The sequence below is a fragment of the Tolypothrix sp. VBCCA 56010 genome (assembly GCF_050875635.1).
Lineage (GTDB): Bacteria > Cyanobacteriota > Cyanobacteriia > Cyanobacteriales > Nostocaceae > Hassallia.
This window is the reverse complement of record NZ_JBPAOH010000027.1, coordinates 1-17,527: the sequence shown is the minus strand read 5'-3', so window position 1 is coordinate 17,527 and position 17,527 is coordinate 1. Positions and strand designations below refer to the sequence as shown.

At 40.4% G+C, this 17,527-nt stretch carries 11 protein-coding genes and 1 pseudogene; 7 read left to right on the top strand and 5 right to left on the bottom strand.

What is annotated here, in order from left to right; genetic code table 11:
• Positions 1 to 83: 83 nt before the first annotated feature.
• Positions 84 to 482 carry a tetratricopeptide repeat protein gene (locus AABK37_RS11890; RefSeq protein ID WP_432551775.1) on the top strand — a complete coding sequence of 133 codons (399 nt, stop codon included), beginning with the start codon at positions 84 to 86 and terminating at the stop codon, positions 480 to 482.
• A gap of 98 nt (positions 483 to 580) precedes the next feature.
• Entirely contained in the window at positions 581 to 6,727 is a 6,147-nt protein-coding gene (locus tag AABK37_RS11885) for a tetratricopeptide repeat protein (RefSeq protein WP_432551774.1), read from the top strand.
• A 74-nt stretch (positions 6,728 to 6,801) separates the two neighbouring features.
• On the opposite strand, the gene AABK37_RS11880 is transcribed toward AABK37_RS11885, so the two are convergent.
• Both AABK37_RS11880 and AABK37_RS11875 read right to left on the bottom strand, forming a co-directional pair.
• Positions 6,802 to 9,039, bottom strand: coding sequence for an O-linked N-acetylglucosamine transferase, SPINDLY family protein (locus AABK37_RS11880; protein ID WP_432551773.1), 2,238 nt, complete (start codon positions 9,037 to 9,039; stop codon positions 6,802 to 6,804).
• Between the two features lie 118 nt (positions 9,040 to 9,157).
• The gene (locus AABK37_RS11875; protein ID WP_432551772.1) at positions 9,158 to 9,724 is read right to left on the bottom strand and encodes a type IV pilin-like G/H family protein; all 567 of its coding nucleotides are present in this window, start codon (positions 9,722 to 9,724) and stop codon (positions 9,158 to 9,160) included.
• Positions 9,725 to 9,946: 222 nt separating this feature from the next.
• On the opposite strand from AABK37_RS11875, the gene trxB reads away from it, so the two are divergent.
• The 5 genes from trxB (at position 9,947) to AABK37_RS11850 (ending at position 14,476) form a co-directional block, all read left to right on the top strand.
• On the top strand, positions 9,947 to 11,308 hold the full coding sequence (trxB, locus tag AABK37_RS11870; RefSeq protein WP_432551771.1) for a thioredoxin-disulfide reductase: 1,362 nt from the start codon (positions 9,947 to 9,949) through the stop codon (positions 11,306 to 11,308).
• Between the two features lie 130 nt (positions 11,309 to 11,438).
• The gene (locus AABK37_RS11865) at positions 11,439 to 12,335 is read left to right on the top strand and encodes an ABC transporter permease (protein WP_432551770.1); all 897 of its coding nucleotides are present in this window, start codon (positions 11,439 to 11,441) and stop codon (positions 12,333 to 12,335) included.
• Between the two features lie 338 nt (positions 12,336 to 12,673).
• The gene (locus AABK37_RS11860; RefSeq protein WP_432551769.1) at positions 12,674 to 12,865 is read left to right on the top strand and encodes a hypothetical protein; all 192 of its coding nucleotides are present in this window, start codon (positions 12,674 to 12,676) and stop codon (positions 12,863 to 12,865) included.
• Between the two features lie 50 nt (positions 12,866 to 12,915).
• A complete protein-coding gene (locus tag AABK37_RS11855; protein WP_432551768.1) occupies positions 12,916 to 13,812 on the top strand; it encodes an ROK family protein in 897 nt (298 codons plus the stop codon).
• Positions 13,813 to 13,816: 4 nt separating this feature from the next.
• Positions 13,817 to 14,476 carry a type I restriction endonuclease subunit R gene (locus AABK37_RS11850; protein WP_432551767.1) on the top strand — a complete coding sequence of 220 codons (660 nt, stop codon included), beginning with the start codon at positions 13,817 to 13,819 and terminating at the stop codon, positions 14,474 to 14,476.
• A 37-nt stretch (positions 14,477 to 14,513) separates the two neighbouring features.
• On the opposite strand, the pseudogene AABK37_RS11845 reads toward AABK37_RS11850, so the two are convergent.
• The 3 genes and pseudogenes from AABK37_RS11845 to AABK37_RS11835 form a co-directional block, all read right to left on the bottom strand.
• Positions 14,514 to 15,770: pseudogene (locus tag AABK37_RS11845) on the bottom strand (CHAT domain-containing protein).
• A 267-nt stretch (positions 15,771 to 16,037) separates the two neighbouring features.
• Positions 16,038 to 16,631 (bottom strand): tetratricopeptide repeat protein, encoded by a 594-nt coding sequence (locus AABK37_RS11840; protein WP_432551766.1) that lies wholly within the window; start codon positions 16,629 to 16,631, stop codon positions 16,038 to 16,040.
• A 119-nt stretch (positions 16,632 to 16,750) separates the two neighbouring features.
• On the bottom strand, positions 16,751 to 17,350 hold the full coding sequence (locus AABK37_RS11835; protein ID WP_432551765.1) for a 6-aminohexanoate hydrolase: 600 nt from the start codon (positions 17,348 to 17,350) through the stop codon (positions 16,751 to 16,753).
• Positions 17,351 to 17,527: the final 177 nt, after the last annotated feature.

Sequence of the window (17,527 nt, the reverse complement as noted above, 5' to 3'; positions counted from 1 at the left end):
ACATATTGATTGTTTAGTCAATCCGTATATAGTTGTATTTTACCGGAAGCCAAAATCAGTCAAGTTACTACAGCAGTTCAAAGATGGCTATATCTGAAAAAGAATACATGATGGCGCGGATGAAGCGATCGCAGCGTCTGCATAAGATTGTCGCAGTGGTGTCTATAATCTCCTTCGCTGGTTCTACAGCGTTTGCGGTGATTCCGGCAATACAACAGGCATCGCAGCAACCGCAGTCAGCAACTGCGGCTGTTGAGTCTTCATTAAAACAACAAGCGCGGGGTTTTGAGTTGGTTTTGCAACGCGAACCAGAAAACCGAGTGGCTTTAGAGGGGTTAGTAAATGTACGGCTACAGCTAAAAGACGTTAAAGGTGCTGTTGAACCGTTAGAGAAACTGGTACAACTGCAACCTGAACGCAAAGAGTATAAAGCTTTGTTAGAGCAGATGAAGAAACAAGTAGGAAAGAGCGATCGCCCTTAGTCAGCTAGCAAGTACTAAATAAAAAAGATGACCTTTCTATTATCTGAAATTTGCTACAGCTAACTGAGTTTTTAATTAATGGAGTTGAAACGAATTATATGCCGAGCCTGTCTGTATGCATGATATTGCAAAATTCCGAAAAAACATTACCCATTGCTCTAGAATCCCTAGATAATGTTTATGATGAATTAATAATTGTTGATGGAGGCAGCATCGATTCTAGCTGTGAAATTGCTTCTAAATATCAAGCAAAAATAATACATTCCAAATGGACTGGAGATTATTCGCATCAGAGAAACATATTTTTGTCTCATGTCAAAACAGATTGGGTATTTGTTTTAGATTCAGATGAATTTATCAATATAAAAACATGGAAATTTCTTAAGTCTTTGAAAGAAAAGTCTATACAAGAAACAGATAATTTTTGGATTCCTAGAAGGTGGATTTCTCCATTTAATAGAAAGCATTACATTGTCAGCTCTCCACATTATCCTGACTCTCAGCGTAGACTATTTAGATATTATGAAGGCATTAGCTATCATGGTCATGTTCATGAAATGCCTCAAGGTTTTAGCGATAAAGGCAAAACTTTAGTTGATTTGAGCATATATCATTTAGATTTATTTATTAATAATGAAGAAAAACGACGTATCAAACTTCGTCGTTACTCGCAGACAGATCCACGAAACGGCGCACGTCATTTTTACTTACCAGATACCAAAAACATTCAGACATTAGAATGGAGTTATGATGAAGTTTCACTTCCAGTTCAACTTTTAATTGATAAGCTTTTAAACGAGTCAATCTCAGATTCTCGACTTAACAACCTAATTTTTCCGGAAATTAAAAACGACGAATTTTATAATATAATTCAAGAAATTGCTAGAAAAGAAGACATAAAGACCATTTTAGAAATTGGTTCTTCTTCAGGTGAAGGAAGTACAGAAGCATTAGTAAAAGGTATTCGAGAAAACGCAAATAAGCCTATCCTCTTCTGCATGGAGGTTTCACAAACTAGATTTAGCGAACTTAAAAAAAATTATGCCAATGACTCTTTTGTAAAATGCTACAATTTATCATCTGTTGCTCTGGAAAATTTTCCCGATTCAAATAAAGTATCCAATTTTTACAATACAACTAAAACAAATCTAAACTATTATCGCCTTGAACAAATATTAGACTGGCTCAAACAAGATATTGAATATTTAAAAAAATCAGGTGTTGCTCAAAATGGGATACAAAAAATTAAAGACCAAAACAATATTGAGTATTTTGATGTAGTATTAATTGATGGATCGGAATTTACTGGCTTAAGTGAGCTAGATGAAGTTTACGGTGCTAAGTATATTTTGCTTGATGATATAAATGCCTTTAAAAATTATCATTCTCATCAAAAGTTGCTGATAGATAAAAACTATGAACTAGTTACTCAAAATTTTTATCTTTATAATGGTTATTCCGTTTTTAAAAGAGTTAATAATGACCAAATCAAACCTAAAGAAAAAACAGGAGATAACTCAAATTTACCGATTCATTTTTTTACTATTGTCCTGAACGGTGAACCATTTATCCGTTACCACATTGAGGCTTTCAAACAACTACCTTTTAAATGGCATTGGCACATTGTTGAGGGTGTAGCTGAATTAAAGCACGATACTGGATGGAGTATCGAGCATGGTGGACATATAAGCGATCAAATCCATCATAACGGTCGGAGTAATGATGGGACAACAGAATATTTAGATCAACTAGTAAGCCAATATCCCGAACAAATTACAGTTTATCGCCAGCCAGAAGGTGTTTTCTGGAATGGAAAACGGGAAATGGTAAATGAGCCATTATTTAACATAAATGAGGAATGTTTATTGTGGCAGGTAGATGTAGATGAACTGTGGACAGTTGAGCAGATTTGTATTGCCCGACAGTTGTTTATTGATAATCCTGATAAAACTGCTGCTTTTTATTGGTGTTGGTATTTTGTTGGAGAAAATTTAATTATTAGCACTCGCAATTGTTATACTCAAAATCCTCAACAAGAGTGGTTAAGAACATGGCGATATAAACCTGGAGCAGTATGGGTAGCACATGAACCACCAAGATTAGAAGAACCTTTGCCAAATGGTCAATGGCAAAATGTTGCGGCTTTAAATCCTTTTAGACATGATGAAACTGAAAAATATAATTTGGTGTTTCAACATTTTGCGTATGTGACACCAGAGCAATTAAAATTTAAAGAACAATACTATGGTTATACCAATGCAGCTGCTGAATGGAAAATCTTGCATAAACAAACGAAATTTCCAGTTTTATTGCGGCAGTATTTTTCATGGGTAGGTGATGACACAATGGTTGACAAAGCTGAATCATACGGTATAGTACCAATTGCCCAAAAGCTATCAAATAATGATAAATGGTTCTTTTTACCACCAGATAAAACACAGGTAAAAATTCCAGATATGACAAAAATCAAGCCAATAATTATTGTAGACGGAGTATTTTTTCAACTCTACAAAACTGGTATTGCTCGTGTTTGGAAATCCTTGTTGGAAGAATGGTTAGACAACGGTTTTGCTAAATATATTGTTGTAATCGATCGCGCTGGAACTGCTCCGAAAATTCCAGGTATCCAATATCGCACTGTAGAGCTTTATGATTACAACAATACTGATAGCGATCGCCAAATGCTACAGCAAGTATGCGATGAAGAAGATGCGAGTTTATTTATCTCCACTTATTACACAACACCAACTACAACACCTTCTGTATTTCTAGCACATGACATGATTCCTGAATTATTTGGATGGAATCTCAATAATGCCATGTGGCGAGAAAAACACTATGGAATTAAACATGCCTCAGCTTATATTGCTGTTTCCGAAAACACCGCACGAGACTTAGTAAAGTGTTTTTCCTACATACCATTCAAGTCTGTAGTAATTGCTCAAAATGGTGTAAATCATCAAATATTTTCACCAGCACAACCAGAAGAATTGAATGCTTTTAAAACTAAGTATGGTATCGCAAAACCTTACTTCATTTTAGTTGGTGCAGGCAGCGGTTATAAAAATAGTATTTTGTTCTTCCAGGCTTTTTATCAACTTGCTAGTAGTTATGGATTTGATATTGTCTCTACAGGAATTGGTGGATTAGCAGACCTAGATTTTAGAGCTTATACATCAGGTAGCATTGTACATATATTGCAACTGAGTGATGAAGAATTAGCAATCGCTTACTCTGGTGCTGTTGCGCTGATTTATCCTTCTAAATATGAAGGATTTGGTTTGCCCGTTTTGGAAGCGATCGCTTGTGGTTGTCCTGTGATTACTTGTCCGAATGCATCAATTCCAGAAGTAGCAGGAAAAGCAGCATTGTACGTGCAAGATGATGATATTGAGGAGATGGCAAATGCATTGTGTGAGGTACAAAAGCCATCTGTTCGCAACTCTCTGATTGCTGCTGGATTAAAACAAGCGAAACAGTTTTCTTGGTCAAAAATGGCGAAAGAAATTAGCTCAGTGTTAATAAATACTACTCTTTTGCCATTAAATCTCAGAGAAACTAATTTAATTGTATTTCCAGATTGGTCACAGCCAGAAGAATTACTCGGTTTAGAACTGCAACAAGTTATTAGCGCGATCGCAGCTCATGCCGATAGCGATCGTACAACCTTGCTAATCGATACCAGTAATATTTCTCTTGAAGATGCCGAACTTTTATTATCTGGTGTAACTATGAATTTGCTAATGGAAGAAAATTTAGATGTTAGCGAAGGATTAGAAATATCTCTAATTAGAGATTTGGCTGATATTCAGTGGGAAGCTTTGCTACCTCGTATCCAAGCAAGAATTATTTTGCAACATGAAAATAAACAAGTCTTAGCACAAGCAAAAGCAGAGAATCTTCCATTTTACGACTTGAATAATAAGTTATTGAGCGAAGATATCTGCAACTATCAGCTTGAAATTGATAATAATCAACAAACAATAAATCAACTGCATACAGAAGCTCTAGCACTTTACCATAATAGACAATTTATCGAAGCAGAAGAAAAATTTAATAATGTATTAGAGTTGGATAATAACCATGCATCAGCTTGGCTAAATCTTGGTACATTATATTATACTACTGCACGCAATCAAGAAGCGCTAAATGCACTTAAAAAATGTCTGCAAATTGAACCATTAGGAGCTATTCAACATTACACTCTAGGTTTGGTTCAAGAAAAGCTCGGTGCTGTTACCCAAGCAATTAAAGCTTATAAACAAGCAATTGCTCTCGATGTTAACTGGATTGATGCTTACAATAGATTGGGTAATATCTTCTTAGAAAAAGGTGATTTTAAGCAAGCTGAATCAATTTATCGTCAAGCTATTGCAGCCAAACCAAACCATTTTGGTAGTTATCTCAATTTAGGTAATGTTTTACTAGAAAAGAACGAAATAGATGAAGCTATTATTGCTTATGAAAAAGCTCTGGAATTAAAACCACGTAATCCAGATATTTTGTACAATATGGGAGCCGCTTTTGAAGCTAAAAATGACTGTGCAGAAGCAGCACTTAACTATGGTTATGCTTTTTACAGGCAGGGAAAATATCAAGAAGCGGTTGAGGAATATCATAAGTTTTTAGAAAATAAAATAGGAGATATACATTTATATCTTTCCTTGGCTACTTGTTATCAAAAACTCAATCAAGACGAAGGAACTATCAATACTTATAAAGAAGGTATAAGAGTTTATCCAAATTCAGCGAACCTTTATTTTCAGTATGCTTTAACCTTGCAAATTTTCGGTAGAACAAAGGAAGCGATCGCAATTGCTAGTGAAGCATCACAGTTATTACCAGATGTTTTGGCTTTAAAGCTCGAAAGCCAACGTATGCTACCAATTATTTATGAAAATAAAGAGGAAATTTCTTTTTATAGACAGCGGTTTATTCATGGCTTACAAGAATTAATTCAACAGACATCTCTAGATACTGCTGAAGCTAAAAAAAGCGCTCTAGAAACTATAGGTAGCCGGACAAATTTTTACTTACAATATCAAGGTAAAGATGATTTAGAACTACAAAAACAGTACGGAGAGTTTGCCCATAAAGTGATGTCTGCCAACTATCCCGAATGGGTTAAGCCACTTTCTAAACCTGTTCTGAGTCAAAACCAAAAAATTCGTGTTGGTTATGTATCTAACTGTATGCGAGGACATACAGTCGGTAAATTAATGCTTGGCTGGCTGCGAAACTGTAACCGCCAACAGTTTGAGATATATTGCTACTACACAGATGCAAAAGTAGACCCTCTAACTCAGCAATTCCGGTTGTATAGTGATATTTTTCATCACATACCAGAAGATATGGAAGCAGTCTGCAAACAAATTGCCGCCGATGAAATACATGTGCTGGTTATTCTAGATATCGGTATGCATCCGGAAATGACACAAATAGCAGGATTGCGTTTAGCACCAGTACAGTGTACAACCTGGGGACATCCCATCACTTCAGGTATCCCGACAATCGATTACTTTTTATCTTGCGAATTAATGGAACCAGACAATGCTCAACAACACTATTGCGAAAAGTTGATTTGCTTGCCTAATATTGGAATTTCCTATAAAAAACCCAATATTCCTAAACCGAAAAAACCGCGCTCAGAATTTGGACTAAAAGAAGAAGCCGTAGTATATTTATCCTGCCAATCTCTGTTTAAATATTTGCCACAGTATGACTATATTTTCCCAGCAATAGCTCAAAAAGTTTCCCAAGCTCAGTTTGTTTTTATATCTCACGGAAGTGATTATATTACTGAGATATTTAGGCAACGGCTCCAAGTTGCTTTTGCTGAGTTTGGCTTAAAGAGTGAAGAATATTGTGTAATATTGCCTCGAATAGGTTGGGATGATTATTGTAACCTTAACTGTGTTTCAGATATATTTTTAGACACTTTCTTATGGTCAGGTGGTAATACCACTTTAGAAGCGATCGCCTGCAATTTACCTATTGTTACTTGTCCTGGTGAATTTATGCGCGGTCGGCATTCCTATGGAATTTTACAAATGCTAGGAGTCACTGACACAATTGCTAAAACTGAAGCGGAATATATCGATATTGCTACTAAATTAGGGGTAGACCAAAAGTGGAGAAACAGCATTGTTGAACAAATGGTAGAGCGCCATTCCTATCTCTATGATGATAAAACTTGTATAGAAGCATTGGAAGAGTTTTATCGGCGCGTTATACGGGAAGGTTAATAAATAAGGGATGCTCTATTTCAGTTATTTATAGAGCAATCCCTTTTTGTAAAAATATATTTTATAATTCAATCCTAAGTATCAAGATAGATTTGCCACATTTCTCTATAAGCTTTCTCCATCTGCTGGGTAAATTGTTCAGCATTCCATAACGGTGCTGTGTGACGTGATTGTTGCAGTTGCCAAGCGATTTTTTGCCGCAAAGCTGAGTCTTTACCTAAGCGAATACCCCAATCTACATATTCTTCATCTGTCCAGGCAATGCCTTGTGTAATACCAGCATTCATCATCATGGTGTAGCTGTTACGTGCGGCAAATTGTTCTCCTACTCTTGTAACTAAAGGAATTCCCATCCATAGAGTCTCTAAAGTGGTCGTTGCGCCGTTGTAAGGATAAGTATCTAAGACCACATCGGCAAGTGATAAATTAGCTCGGTGTATCGCTTCGGAACGAACCATTGGTAAAAATCGCAAGCGATCGCTATCCACTCCCTCTTCATTTGCAATCCGATGAAAAAAGCTTTTAATCGCTTCTTCTTCGGCTAATCCTTTAATCAAGAAGTAGCTATTTGGTACTGCTTTTAAAATTCTCATTTGCAAGCGAATAGTATCTGGATGTCGCTTGCAGCCCCCTTGGGCACTAAGATAGACTATGGCATCGCTAGGAATATTCAAATGCTCGCGACGTAGGGTAGGCACACCTACCTCAAAACCATCCACTGCTATGTAAGTTTGGGGTAAGCGCCAGATTTTCTCTGAGTAGTAATTTTGAGCATCATCTGGCAGTACATAAGGATCGGCAATGAAATAATCAACCGCCGGTATTCCCGATGCATCCCAACCCAACCATGTAGCTTGTATCAAAGCAGGTTTTAGCGCCATCACTTCACAGCTAATATCTAAAGTGAGGCTATCTAAATCAATTAATATATCAATTTCATCTTGATAAATTTTTTCAGCAATTTCTCGGCTATCTATTCCCATTTTGTGTGCCTGGTTGACCTGATTGGCATACCATTCTTGTAAGGGGTCTTCTTTTTGTTTGTAATTAACAAAATAGCCATAAATTTCAAAGCGATCGCGGTTGTGATACTCAAATAACCATCGCGCTAACCACCCCACAGAATGCTGCCTTAAACAATTAGATAAATAGCCAATTTTCAAAGGTTTATCTAATTTATCAAGCTTTTTAGATACTAGCGATCGCCGCTTTTTATACCACTCTGCTTGCTCGTTAGCATAATTTTGTAGATTCGATTGGCACAAAGCCGCAACTTGATTTTGGATTTTTCGATTTTGCTTTAAATCATCGCGAAGATAAGGTAAAAAAAACGTCGATATCAACAAGCGTGAAATCTGAGCAGAGTCATTTAAAATTGGCTGCTGTTCTACTAGTTCACGCAGTAGAGACTCTTGAAGTTCTACAACCTTCTGAGCTTCCTCGCGGTATCCACCAGCATACATCAGCCCTCGCAACATCAAATGATTGGCAAAAACTCTATCTGATAGCGCTTCTGGTTTTAATAGCGAATAGCATTTCTTAGCTATTTCTATACCTTTTGTATAATCGCCAGAATTTTGATAAAAAGCAGCTAAATGTCTTAACAATTCTAAATCTTCAGCATCGATTCGCTGACACAACTCTGCTAGTTTTACCGCTTGTGCTGGTTGCAGTAGCGAGTAAGCAACATTAATTGCAGCCACCAGTACGACAGCAAAATATTTAGGTAAATGCTCTAAATGCAGTAAACAAGCTTCAGCAAAATCTCGCGACAAAGGATGTAGTGGATCGCAGTCTAAAACTAGCTGTAACACTTGCATTAAATGATTAACATCAACTTTTCCAGGTTGCTTTGAACGCAGTAGTTCAATTATTTCCCAAGAAGCTAGCTCATCACCAGTAAAAGTTTCTAATTCAATCGAAAGCTGAATCAAATGTAATAAATTGTTAACATTTTTTCTTTGAATTTCACCTAAATGATGGCGTAGCAAATAAGCAGTAGAACGATCTGCTAGTGCTGAACGCCGTTCTGCTTCAGCTTCCAGTATCAGTGCCAGTTCCTCGTTCCACAGTTCGATTTGTTCCGGCTCACCCTCCATCATTGCCATCAGCCAAGTTGTCTGTGCCTCCGCTTCTTGTCCGTGCAACAGCAACATTAACCCTAAATGCCAGTAGTGGGATTTTACCTCAGGCTCTGCTTCAATAGCTTGTTCGTAAATAATTGCAGCCTTGTAGTAGTCACTTTGAATTAGACATTGTTCGGCTTGCTGCTGCCAACTGGCGAAATTAGTCAAAGAGGAGTTAAGAGTCATTTAATACACTAATTTTGAGTTTTCACAAATTTAGAGTGGGTAGTTTATACTACCCACTCTAGTCTCATACTTAATCTAGATGTAACCGCAATTGCGAAGGCAATTACTTTGATATTGCTTACTTGATGGTTTTCATTGCACCAGTGGCATCAGTAGGACAATTAGGACCATTAGTACCATCGTTTACCGTTATACCATTGCTATTATCTGTATTTGCTGGGTTAACACTTTCACATAAAATTGATAAGGTGATTGCTTCATTGACGCCGTTCACAGTCTGGGTGGATGTATAAACGACACCAGCATAAGACTTCAGTTTCGCTTTGATGGATTTGGCTTTATTGGTGATGTGTGTGCCAGTACTACCAGCAGAACTGATTTCGTAGCTATAGTTGTCAGTTTGTGATCTGATACCAAGAGCTAACTGTTCAAGTTGGCTTGTAAAGGCGTTATTATTCTCTAAGAAGTATGCCTGTTGCGCCCGGTTCATAGCACCGCTATTCTGCTTTGCTTCTGACTGTCTAGCTTTACTAACTTGGCTGAGGAGTGAAGGCAATGCGATCGCTGCTAACACACCGATAATAATTACTACTACTAGTAATTCAATAAGAGTAAAACCTTCATCGCCTTTTTTCTTACGGTTTAGGTTGTGCAGGAATTTAGCTTGTAATTCTGGCTTAAGCATGGGTTTCTCCGGAAAGTTTCGATGTAATATTTTGATTGCTTTCTAGATATAAGTTGCCCACTTTCGATCGCTTTCATATCACCCTGGAAAAAAAATCTTTAGATTGTAGTTAGCGCTACCCTGCGGGAAAGCTTCGCTAACAGCGCTGAAGCGCCGACTACGAACTTATCCAATTTATTGTGCTAGAATAAGCGTAGTCGTTATGAGTTCGTTTAATTGCGTATGACTAACCCTACAGTAGAAAACTTAGTAATTATCGGTTCGGGTCCTGCTGGATACACGGCGGCTATTTATGCGGGACGGGCTAACCTGAAACCTGTGGTATTTGAAGGCTTCCAAGCTGGGGGTTTACCTGGTGGTCAGTTGATGACAACGACTGAAGTTGAGAACTTTCCAGGGTTTCCACGCGGGATTACCGGACCCGAACTGATGGATGAGATGAAGGCTCAGGCGGAGCGTTGGGGAGCCGAGTTATATACTGAAGATGTGATATCGGTTGACTTGAGTCAGCGTCCTTATACTGTCCGCTCTGAGGAACGGGAATTTAAAACCCACAGTATTATTATTGCCACAGGTGCGACCGCAAAGCGTTTGGGTTTACCCAGCGAACATGAATTTTGGAGTCGCGGTATATCGGCTTGTGCTATCTGTGATGGTGCTACACCGATTTTCCACGGTGCAGAATTGGCTGTAATTGGCGCTGGTGACTCGGCAGCAGAAGAAGCAATTTACCTGACGAAATATGGCTCAAAGGTAAATATGCTGGTACGCACTGAGAAAATGCGTGCCTCGAAAGCGATGCAAGACCGCGTTTTGAGTAACCCGAAAATCCAGGTACATTGGAACACCGAAGCCGTGGATATTTTTGGTAACGGTCACATGGAAGGAGTGAAAATCCGCAATAGCAGAACCGGTGAAGAAAGTCAACTGCACGTTAAGGGTTTATTTTACGCCGTTGGTCACAAGCCGAATACATCTTTGTTTGAAGGACAAATAGAACTTGATGAAGTGGGTTACGTTGTCACCAAACACGGTTCTGTAGAAACGAGTGTAGAAGGCGTATTTGCGGCTGGTGACGTGCAAGACCATGAGTTTCGTCAAGCAATTACGGCTGCAGGTACCGGTTGTATGGCGGCAATGTTGGCTGAACGCTGGTTGTCTTCTACTGGTTTGATTGAAGAATTTCATCAAAAACCGGAAACTTCAGATAATGAATTAGAACATCAGCCTGCTGAGAAGAAAACCCCAGAAGAATTTGATTTAAATGCAACGCGCCATGCAGGGGGTTATGCTTTACGGAAGCTGTTTCATGAAAGCGATCGCCTAATTCTTGTCAAATACGTTTCTCCTGGCTGCGGTCCTTGCCATACCCTCAAACCAATTTTAAATAAAGTAGTGGATGAATTTGATGGTAAAATCCACTTTGTCGAAATTGACATCGACAAAGACCGCGAAATTGCCCAAAATGCTAACGTCACAGGAACACCGACGATTCAACTGTTCAAAAATAAAGAACTGATCAACGAAGTTAAAGGTGTCAAGCAAAAAAGCGAGTACCGCAAGTTGATTGAAAGTAATCTTTAAGGGCATGGGGCATTGGGCATTGGGCATTGGAAAGAAATAATATAGATACTCTTCCTAGTCCCTAGTACCCAGTACCCAATCCCTATATGTACAATAGTCAGCGTATCTTGCTTGATGCAGGCGATCGCTCATGACCGTTATCAAAAAACCGCTACCCAGATTTTTTAGTTTTGCGAACAATCCCAATTTATCTCGGCAATTAATGCTGACTGGGATAGCTATTACTTTGTTTTTCGTCTTCTTGGCTTTTTTCGCTCCGGTCTTTCAAGCTTGGGGATGGCTGCAAGATCCTACAGATTTCCTCGGTAACGTTCCTCATGAGCCACTCTCCGGGAAACATTGGTTTGGCACTAGTCGCTTGGGCTATGATGTGTTTTCGCGCACTGTTTTCGGCGCTCAAGCTGCTTTGCAAGTAGTTATTTTAGCTACTTCACTCAGTATGTTTATCGGTGTGCCTTTGGGGATGCTGAGTGGCTATCTGGGTGGTAGAGTTGATAAGGTTTTACTGTTTTTTATGGATAGCATTTATACCTTACCGGGGTTGCTGCTTTCCGTGACGCTGGCGTTTGTGGTGGGAAGGGGAATATTAAATGCAGCGATCGCAATTAGTATTGCTTACATCCCCCAATATTACCGCGTTGTCCGCAACCACACTGTCAGCGTGAAAACTGAAGTCTTCATCGAAGCTGCCCAAGCAATGGGTGCGAACACTTGGCAAGTTCTTTCTAAATATCTCTTTTTCAACGTAATTCAAAGCGTACCTGTACTTTTCACCCTCAACGCTGCTGATGCAATTTTGGTGTTGGGGGGTTTGGGCTTTTTGGGGCTAGGACTTCCCGAAGAAGTGGCAGAATGGGGACACGATTTAAAACAAGCTTTAGAAGCACTACCCACAGGTATTTGGTGGACTACGCTTTTTCCCGGTTTGGCGATGACTTTAATGGTAGTTGGGTTGTCGCTGCTGGGTGAGGGGTTAAATGAATTTGTCAATCCCCGTTTGCGGAAAGAAAATAGTATCCGGAAGTAGTTGGTGGATAGTGGATAGTTGATAGTGGGTAGTGGGTAGTGGGTAGTGGGTAGTGGGTAGTGGATAGTGGGTAGTGGATAGTTGATAGTTGATAGTAGTTGGTGGATAGTGGATAGTAGTTGGTGGATAGTGGATGGTGGATGGTGGATAGTGGATAGTGGATAGTGGTTATGGCTACTTTTTTACAACCAACAACTAACAACTAACAACCAACAACTAACACTCAACACCCAACAACCAACAACCAACAACTATCAACCAACAACCAACAACCAACAACTATCAACCAACAACCAACAACTAACAACTAACAACTATCAACCAACTGAGAGATTTGTGTGAAAGATAACCTTTCTTTAATCGTGGCTGCTGCTGGTGGATTTATGCTTTCTGTCGCCCTGACAGGTATTTTACGAGGTGCGCCGGTAACATCTTTCCAGGCTCAATCTAGTTTTCGTCCCGTGAGTGTGGCTGCATTCAGCGTTGCACCCCAGCAGACAAAATTAGAAGATTTTCGCGCTAAGACCTAAAGGCGCTAAGATGCTTTTGAAATCTGAAAATTTGCGCTTTTGGGTTTAATGTGGTGAATTCTCAAGTAATCGGCATTGACTTGGGGGGAACGGCGATTAAGTTGGGGCGATTTGCTGCGGATGGCACTTGTTTGCAATCTTTGACTGTGGCAACTCCCCAACCAGCGACACCTGAAGCAGTTATGGCGGCGATGGTGGATGCGATCGCTCAAATTGACCCAGATAATCTTAGCATGGCGATCGGTGTCGGTACTCCCGGTCCTGCGGATGCCAGTGGACGCATTGCCAAAGTTGCCATCAATCTGACAGGATGGCATGATGTCCCTTTAGCTGATTGGTTAGAAGCGAAAACTGGTAAACCTACGATTCTCGCTAATGATGCTAATTGTGCGGGGTTGGGAGAAGCTTGGTTAGGTGCCGGTCGCCATTTTCAAAACTTGATTTTGCTGACTTTGGGAACTGGTGTAGGTGGCGCGGTTATTTTAGATGGTAAATTGTTTGTTGGACATTTAGGAGCCGCTGGAGAGTTGGGTTTAATTACCTTAAATCCCGATGGTCCGATGTGTAATAGCGGTAATCAAGGCTCTTTGGAGCAGTATACTTCAGTCGTGGCAATTCGTCGCCGCACCGGGAAAGAACCTGCGGAATTGGGCGCTTTGGCGCAAGCGGGAGATGCGGAAGCGTTGACTTTTTGGCAAAATTATGGTAGCGATTTAGGCGCAGGTTTGAGTAGTTTGGTATATGTATTGACACCGCAGGCGATCGTTCTTGGTGGTGGTGTCAGTGCTAGTTTTGAGTTTTTCTTACCAACTGTCAAGGCAGAAATTGAACGACGAGTGCTGGCTACTTCTCGCGTTGGGTTACAAATATTGCCAGCTGAGTTAGGCAATTCTGCGGGAATGGTGGGTGCAGCAAAGTTGGCATTGCAACACCATTTGGGATGTTAGATTTATGGTTAAAACAATTCAAGCTAGAGATATCAGTCTTTACGAATTAGAAGAAAAATTTGGTTTGCAAGTTGTTACAGACACCAGCTTTTTTACAGAATGGACAGAGAATTTACCGACTCTGACTGATGGTGAAAAACAAGCGATCGCACGAGTGCAAAGCAATTATTTCAACTTGAATAAGCGCCGTCCGATGTCAGAAGAGGCGGTAAAGATGGTAATATTGTCTCCTCTACTCGATTTAGCTGGATTTTATCAACCTCCTTTTGACATTGAAACCGAGACATCTATTGAGATTTCTGCTGAAGATGAGGGCTTTGTTGTTAAAGGAAACATTGATGTCCTTGTTATTCAAAAGCGCTTTTGGGTACTTGTTATCGAATCTAAAAGCAGTAAACTTGATGTGATGGTAGCCCTACCCCAAGCACTCGCTTATATGCTTGATAACCCAAATTCTGCACAACCAACTTTTGGTTTGCTTGTCAACGGTAGGGAGTTTGTTTTTGTTAAATTAATTCAACAAGAACAACCTCAGTATGCACGGTCTTATGCGCTATCTATTGAACGCGATTCAGAATTCTACCAGGTAGTGAGTATATTGAAGCGCATAGGAAAATTAATTATTGCTCGTAGTGGGGACTTTAGTACCCAAGATAAGCGATGAATCGCTTACTACGGGTCTATGTACTAAAGCAGTACAATCATTCTGACTCACCAATCAACGTAAAAGCAGCCCAGTCTAAAGGTTGAGGATTCTGTTTCATCGTTGTCAGCATGGCTTGACGTAAAGCCGTGGCTTTATCAGTATTATGTTGAATATTTTTGTAAAATTCACTCATTAGGGATGCTGTGGGTTCGTCTGGTACTTTCCACAAAGACACCATGACGCTGGGGACACCTGCTGTAATTAAAGAACGAGATAGCCCGATTACGCCATCACCTGTAATTCTACCTCTACCAGTGTCACAAGCGCTCAAAACGACTAATTCGGCGTTTAGTTTGAGGTCTAGGATTTCGTAAGCTGTAAGTAAGCCGTTATTCGCCTCGTTTGTTTTCTGAGGATCGGGTGCAAGAGCGATCGCACCCGGTACACCCAATTGTTTATAATCATCCAATAAGCCGTGTGTGGCTAAATGCACAATTCTGGCTTTAGTCATTTTTTGAACGATCGCTGTTTTCGTCGCTTGATTGCCGATAATCGCTTTCGTGTGGAAAATACTAGCGATCGCTTTTGCCTCGGTTTCCGCACCTGGTAAGCTGGGTAATTGCTGCGGCTTCTACCCCGGTGCAAATGCCACACTAGGCATAGTAGGATTACCGACGATTAATATTTCACCATTCTTATACGTGCTGGGTGTGGAAGGGCGGGGAGACCCCGCCCCTACGCGGCGTTGGTGGGTTAAATCTAATACCTGAATTGCCGGGGCGGTGAGGATGGTATGTTTTTCAATTAAATACTTGCCGTTGGTATCTTGCAAAGCTGGGAAGGGAACGAGGAATAGGGAACCTTGGGGGATGAAAATAACGCGCTGGTTGGGGTTGGTGGGTAATAAATCGGCAATGGGTTTGATTAACAAATTGTGAAGCTGTTGAAATCGGTTTTGTGCTTGCACAGCCGGATCGTAACTCACATCAACACCGCCGCGACCTCTTGCACCTATAGATGTACGACTGGTAATTACAAAGTTGTCAAGAGTTGTATTCTCTTTTTGCCATAGGGGTTTGAGGTCAGCTTTGCGAAATGTAACTTCACCTGTAGGTTTGACTACCCAAATATATAGTTCTGATTCATTGCTTTGTGGTTTACCTTCAACTTTGAATGTATCGTAAATAATTGAATATTGAACCAAAGTTGCATTTTGCGCTTTTGCCGTTTGTTTGATTTGGGCAATAGATGGATCAAGTTGCTTATCTGCTAGAGAATTATTTGCCGATACCCGCTTATTTAGTAATTCCACAAATGCCCTCGCACGTCCCCGTTCAGCAATTTCGAGTGCTGCATCGGTTTTATTCTCAGCAATCAGGACTTGTTGTAAAGTTTGATAGGTATTTCTTTGGGTGTCAGAAATAGACACTTTGTTGATATCCTCTAATCCACCGCGTAGAGATTCCCAAACCTTGATACCTTCGATTAAAGTACTTTCTGCTAAACTAAGTTTGCCAGATTTAAACAGAGCATAGCCCAGATTGTTTAAAGCAATCCCCTCGCTTGAACGGTCTTTAATTTATCGTGCGATCGCCAACCACTGCTGTTCATATTCAATTGCTTTAGCATAGTTCCCTAGGTTGGAGTAAGCAATACCCAGACCACCCAGCGCCTTTCCCTCGCTTTGACGGTCTTTAATTTCTCGTGCGATCGCTAGAAGTTGCTGTAGGTATTCAATTGCTTTAGCATAGTTCCCTAGGTGACGGTAAGCAATACCCAGATTACCCAGTGCCTTCCCTTCGCTTTGACGATCTTTAATTTCTCGTGCGATCGCCAAGGACTGCTGTAAGTATTCAATAGCTTTAGCGTAGTTCCCTAGGGAATCATAAGCAATTCCCAGATTGCCCAGCGCCTTTCCCTCGCCTTTGCGGTCTTTAATTTCCCGGTAGATAATTAATGCTTGTTGGAAAGACTTTAATGCCGCCTCGAATTGACTGGTTTGATACTGCTGAATACCCTGTTTATTAAGTCTGTCTGCTTCAGCTTTCCGGGCATCGGTTGTTTGCGCCAACACCTGCGACACTTGGAATGGTGCAGTTAATTTGGCAGACAAAGGCATCAAAACAGCGGTGAGTAGCACAATCAAGGTGAGGCGATGGCTTTGTCGATGCATAAGTATTTCTCAGGGCGGTGTGAGTTTGATTATCTACCTAAAACATATATCTCACACTTTTTGGCTTATGCAATTTTTTATCTTATACAAAGTCGCAGAGGCGCAAAGAAGAAGGCTATTTACCCTCGTTGTTGCCTTAGAAGATAATCTAAAACGCGGTCAATGCGTTCCAATGCCGCACTGGTAGTACGCTGGAACTCTTGAAACTGTGATTTTTGTTCCTCATAACTACGGTCAAGTCGCCTTACAATCGCTTCTAAGCTTTCAGTTCGCCCATCGACACGTTCTAATATAGTGGCTTGTTGGGTAAATAGCCGTTGAGTGTGGAAGACAAACTCATCTAGTTTTCCAGACAGTTGGTCAAGTTGCGTTTGAGTTCGATTTTGAGCGGTTGTCAAGTCGTCAATACTAGAACCCAACAGGTCTAACTGTACCTGAGTTCGATTTTGAGCGGTTGTCAAGTCGTCAACTCTAGAACCCAACAGGTCTAACTGTACCTGAGTTCGATTTTGAGCGGTTGTCAAGTCGTCAACTCTAGAACCTAACAGGTCTAACTGTACCTGAGTTCGATTTTGAGCCGTTGTCAAGTTGTCAACTTTCACGCTTAGTTGGTCAAATCGTCTGGCACCTGACTCTGCATAGGTTGCTGCTGACGCGAGTAGTTGCCTTACCGCGTCAAGGTCATTTTCCACACGGTCTAATCGTTGTTCTGTGGTCATGCTGCACCCTTGCTCTTTTTGGGTGAGGGAGATTCTTGTTCTGCTACATAGTCTATAACAAATTTTAATAGGCTTTTGTTTATAGCAATTCTCGGTTACGTGAGGTACACCCGTAGGGGCACGGCACTGCCGTGCCCCTACACGCGACGATATAATGTTGTACCGCATCTGAATGGG

Coding starts and splice junctions, on each gene's coding strand:
- AABK37_RS11890 (WP_432551775.1), top strand. CDS start 84: ATGGCTATATCTGAAAAAGAATACATGATGGCGCGGATGAAGCGATCG.
- AABK37_RS11885 (WP_432551774.1), top strand. CDS start 581: ATGCCGAGCCTGTCTGTATGCATGATATTGCAAAATTCCGAAAAAACA.
- AABK37_RS11880 (WP_432551773.1), bottom strand. CDS start 9,039: ATGACTCTTAACTCCTCTTTGACTAATTTCGCCAGTTGGCAGCAGCAA.
- AABK37_RS11875 (WP_432551772.1), bottom strand. CDS start 9,724: ATGCTTAAGCCAGAATTACAAGCTAAATTCCTGCACAACCTAAACCGT.
- trxB (WP_432551771.1), top strand. CDS start 9,947: ATGACTAACCCTACAGTAGAAAACTTAGTAATTATCGGTTCGGGTCCT.
- AABK37_RS11865 (WP_432551770.1), top strand. CDS start 11,439: ATGACCGTTATCAAAAAACCGCTACCCAGATTTTTTAGTTTTGCGAAC.
- AABK37_RS11850 (WP_432551767.1), top strand. CDS start 13,817: ATGGTTAAAACAATTCAAGCTAGAGATATCAGTCTTTACGAATTAGAA.
- AABK37_RS11840 (WP_432551766.1), bottom strand. CDS start 16,631: ATGCATCGACAAAGCCATCGCCTCACCTTGATTGTGCTACTCACCGCT.
- AABK37_RS11835 (WP_432551765.1), bottom strand. CDS start 17,350: ATGACCACAGAACAACGATTAGACCGTGTGGAAAATGACCTTGACGCG.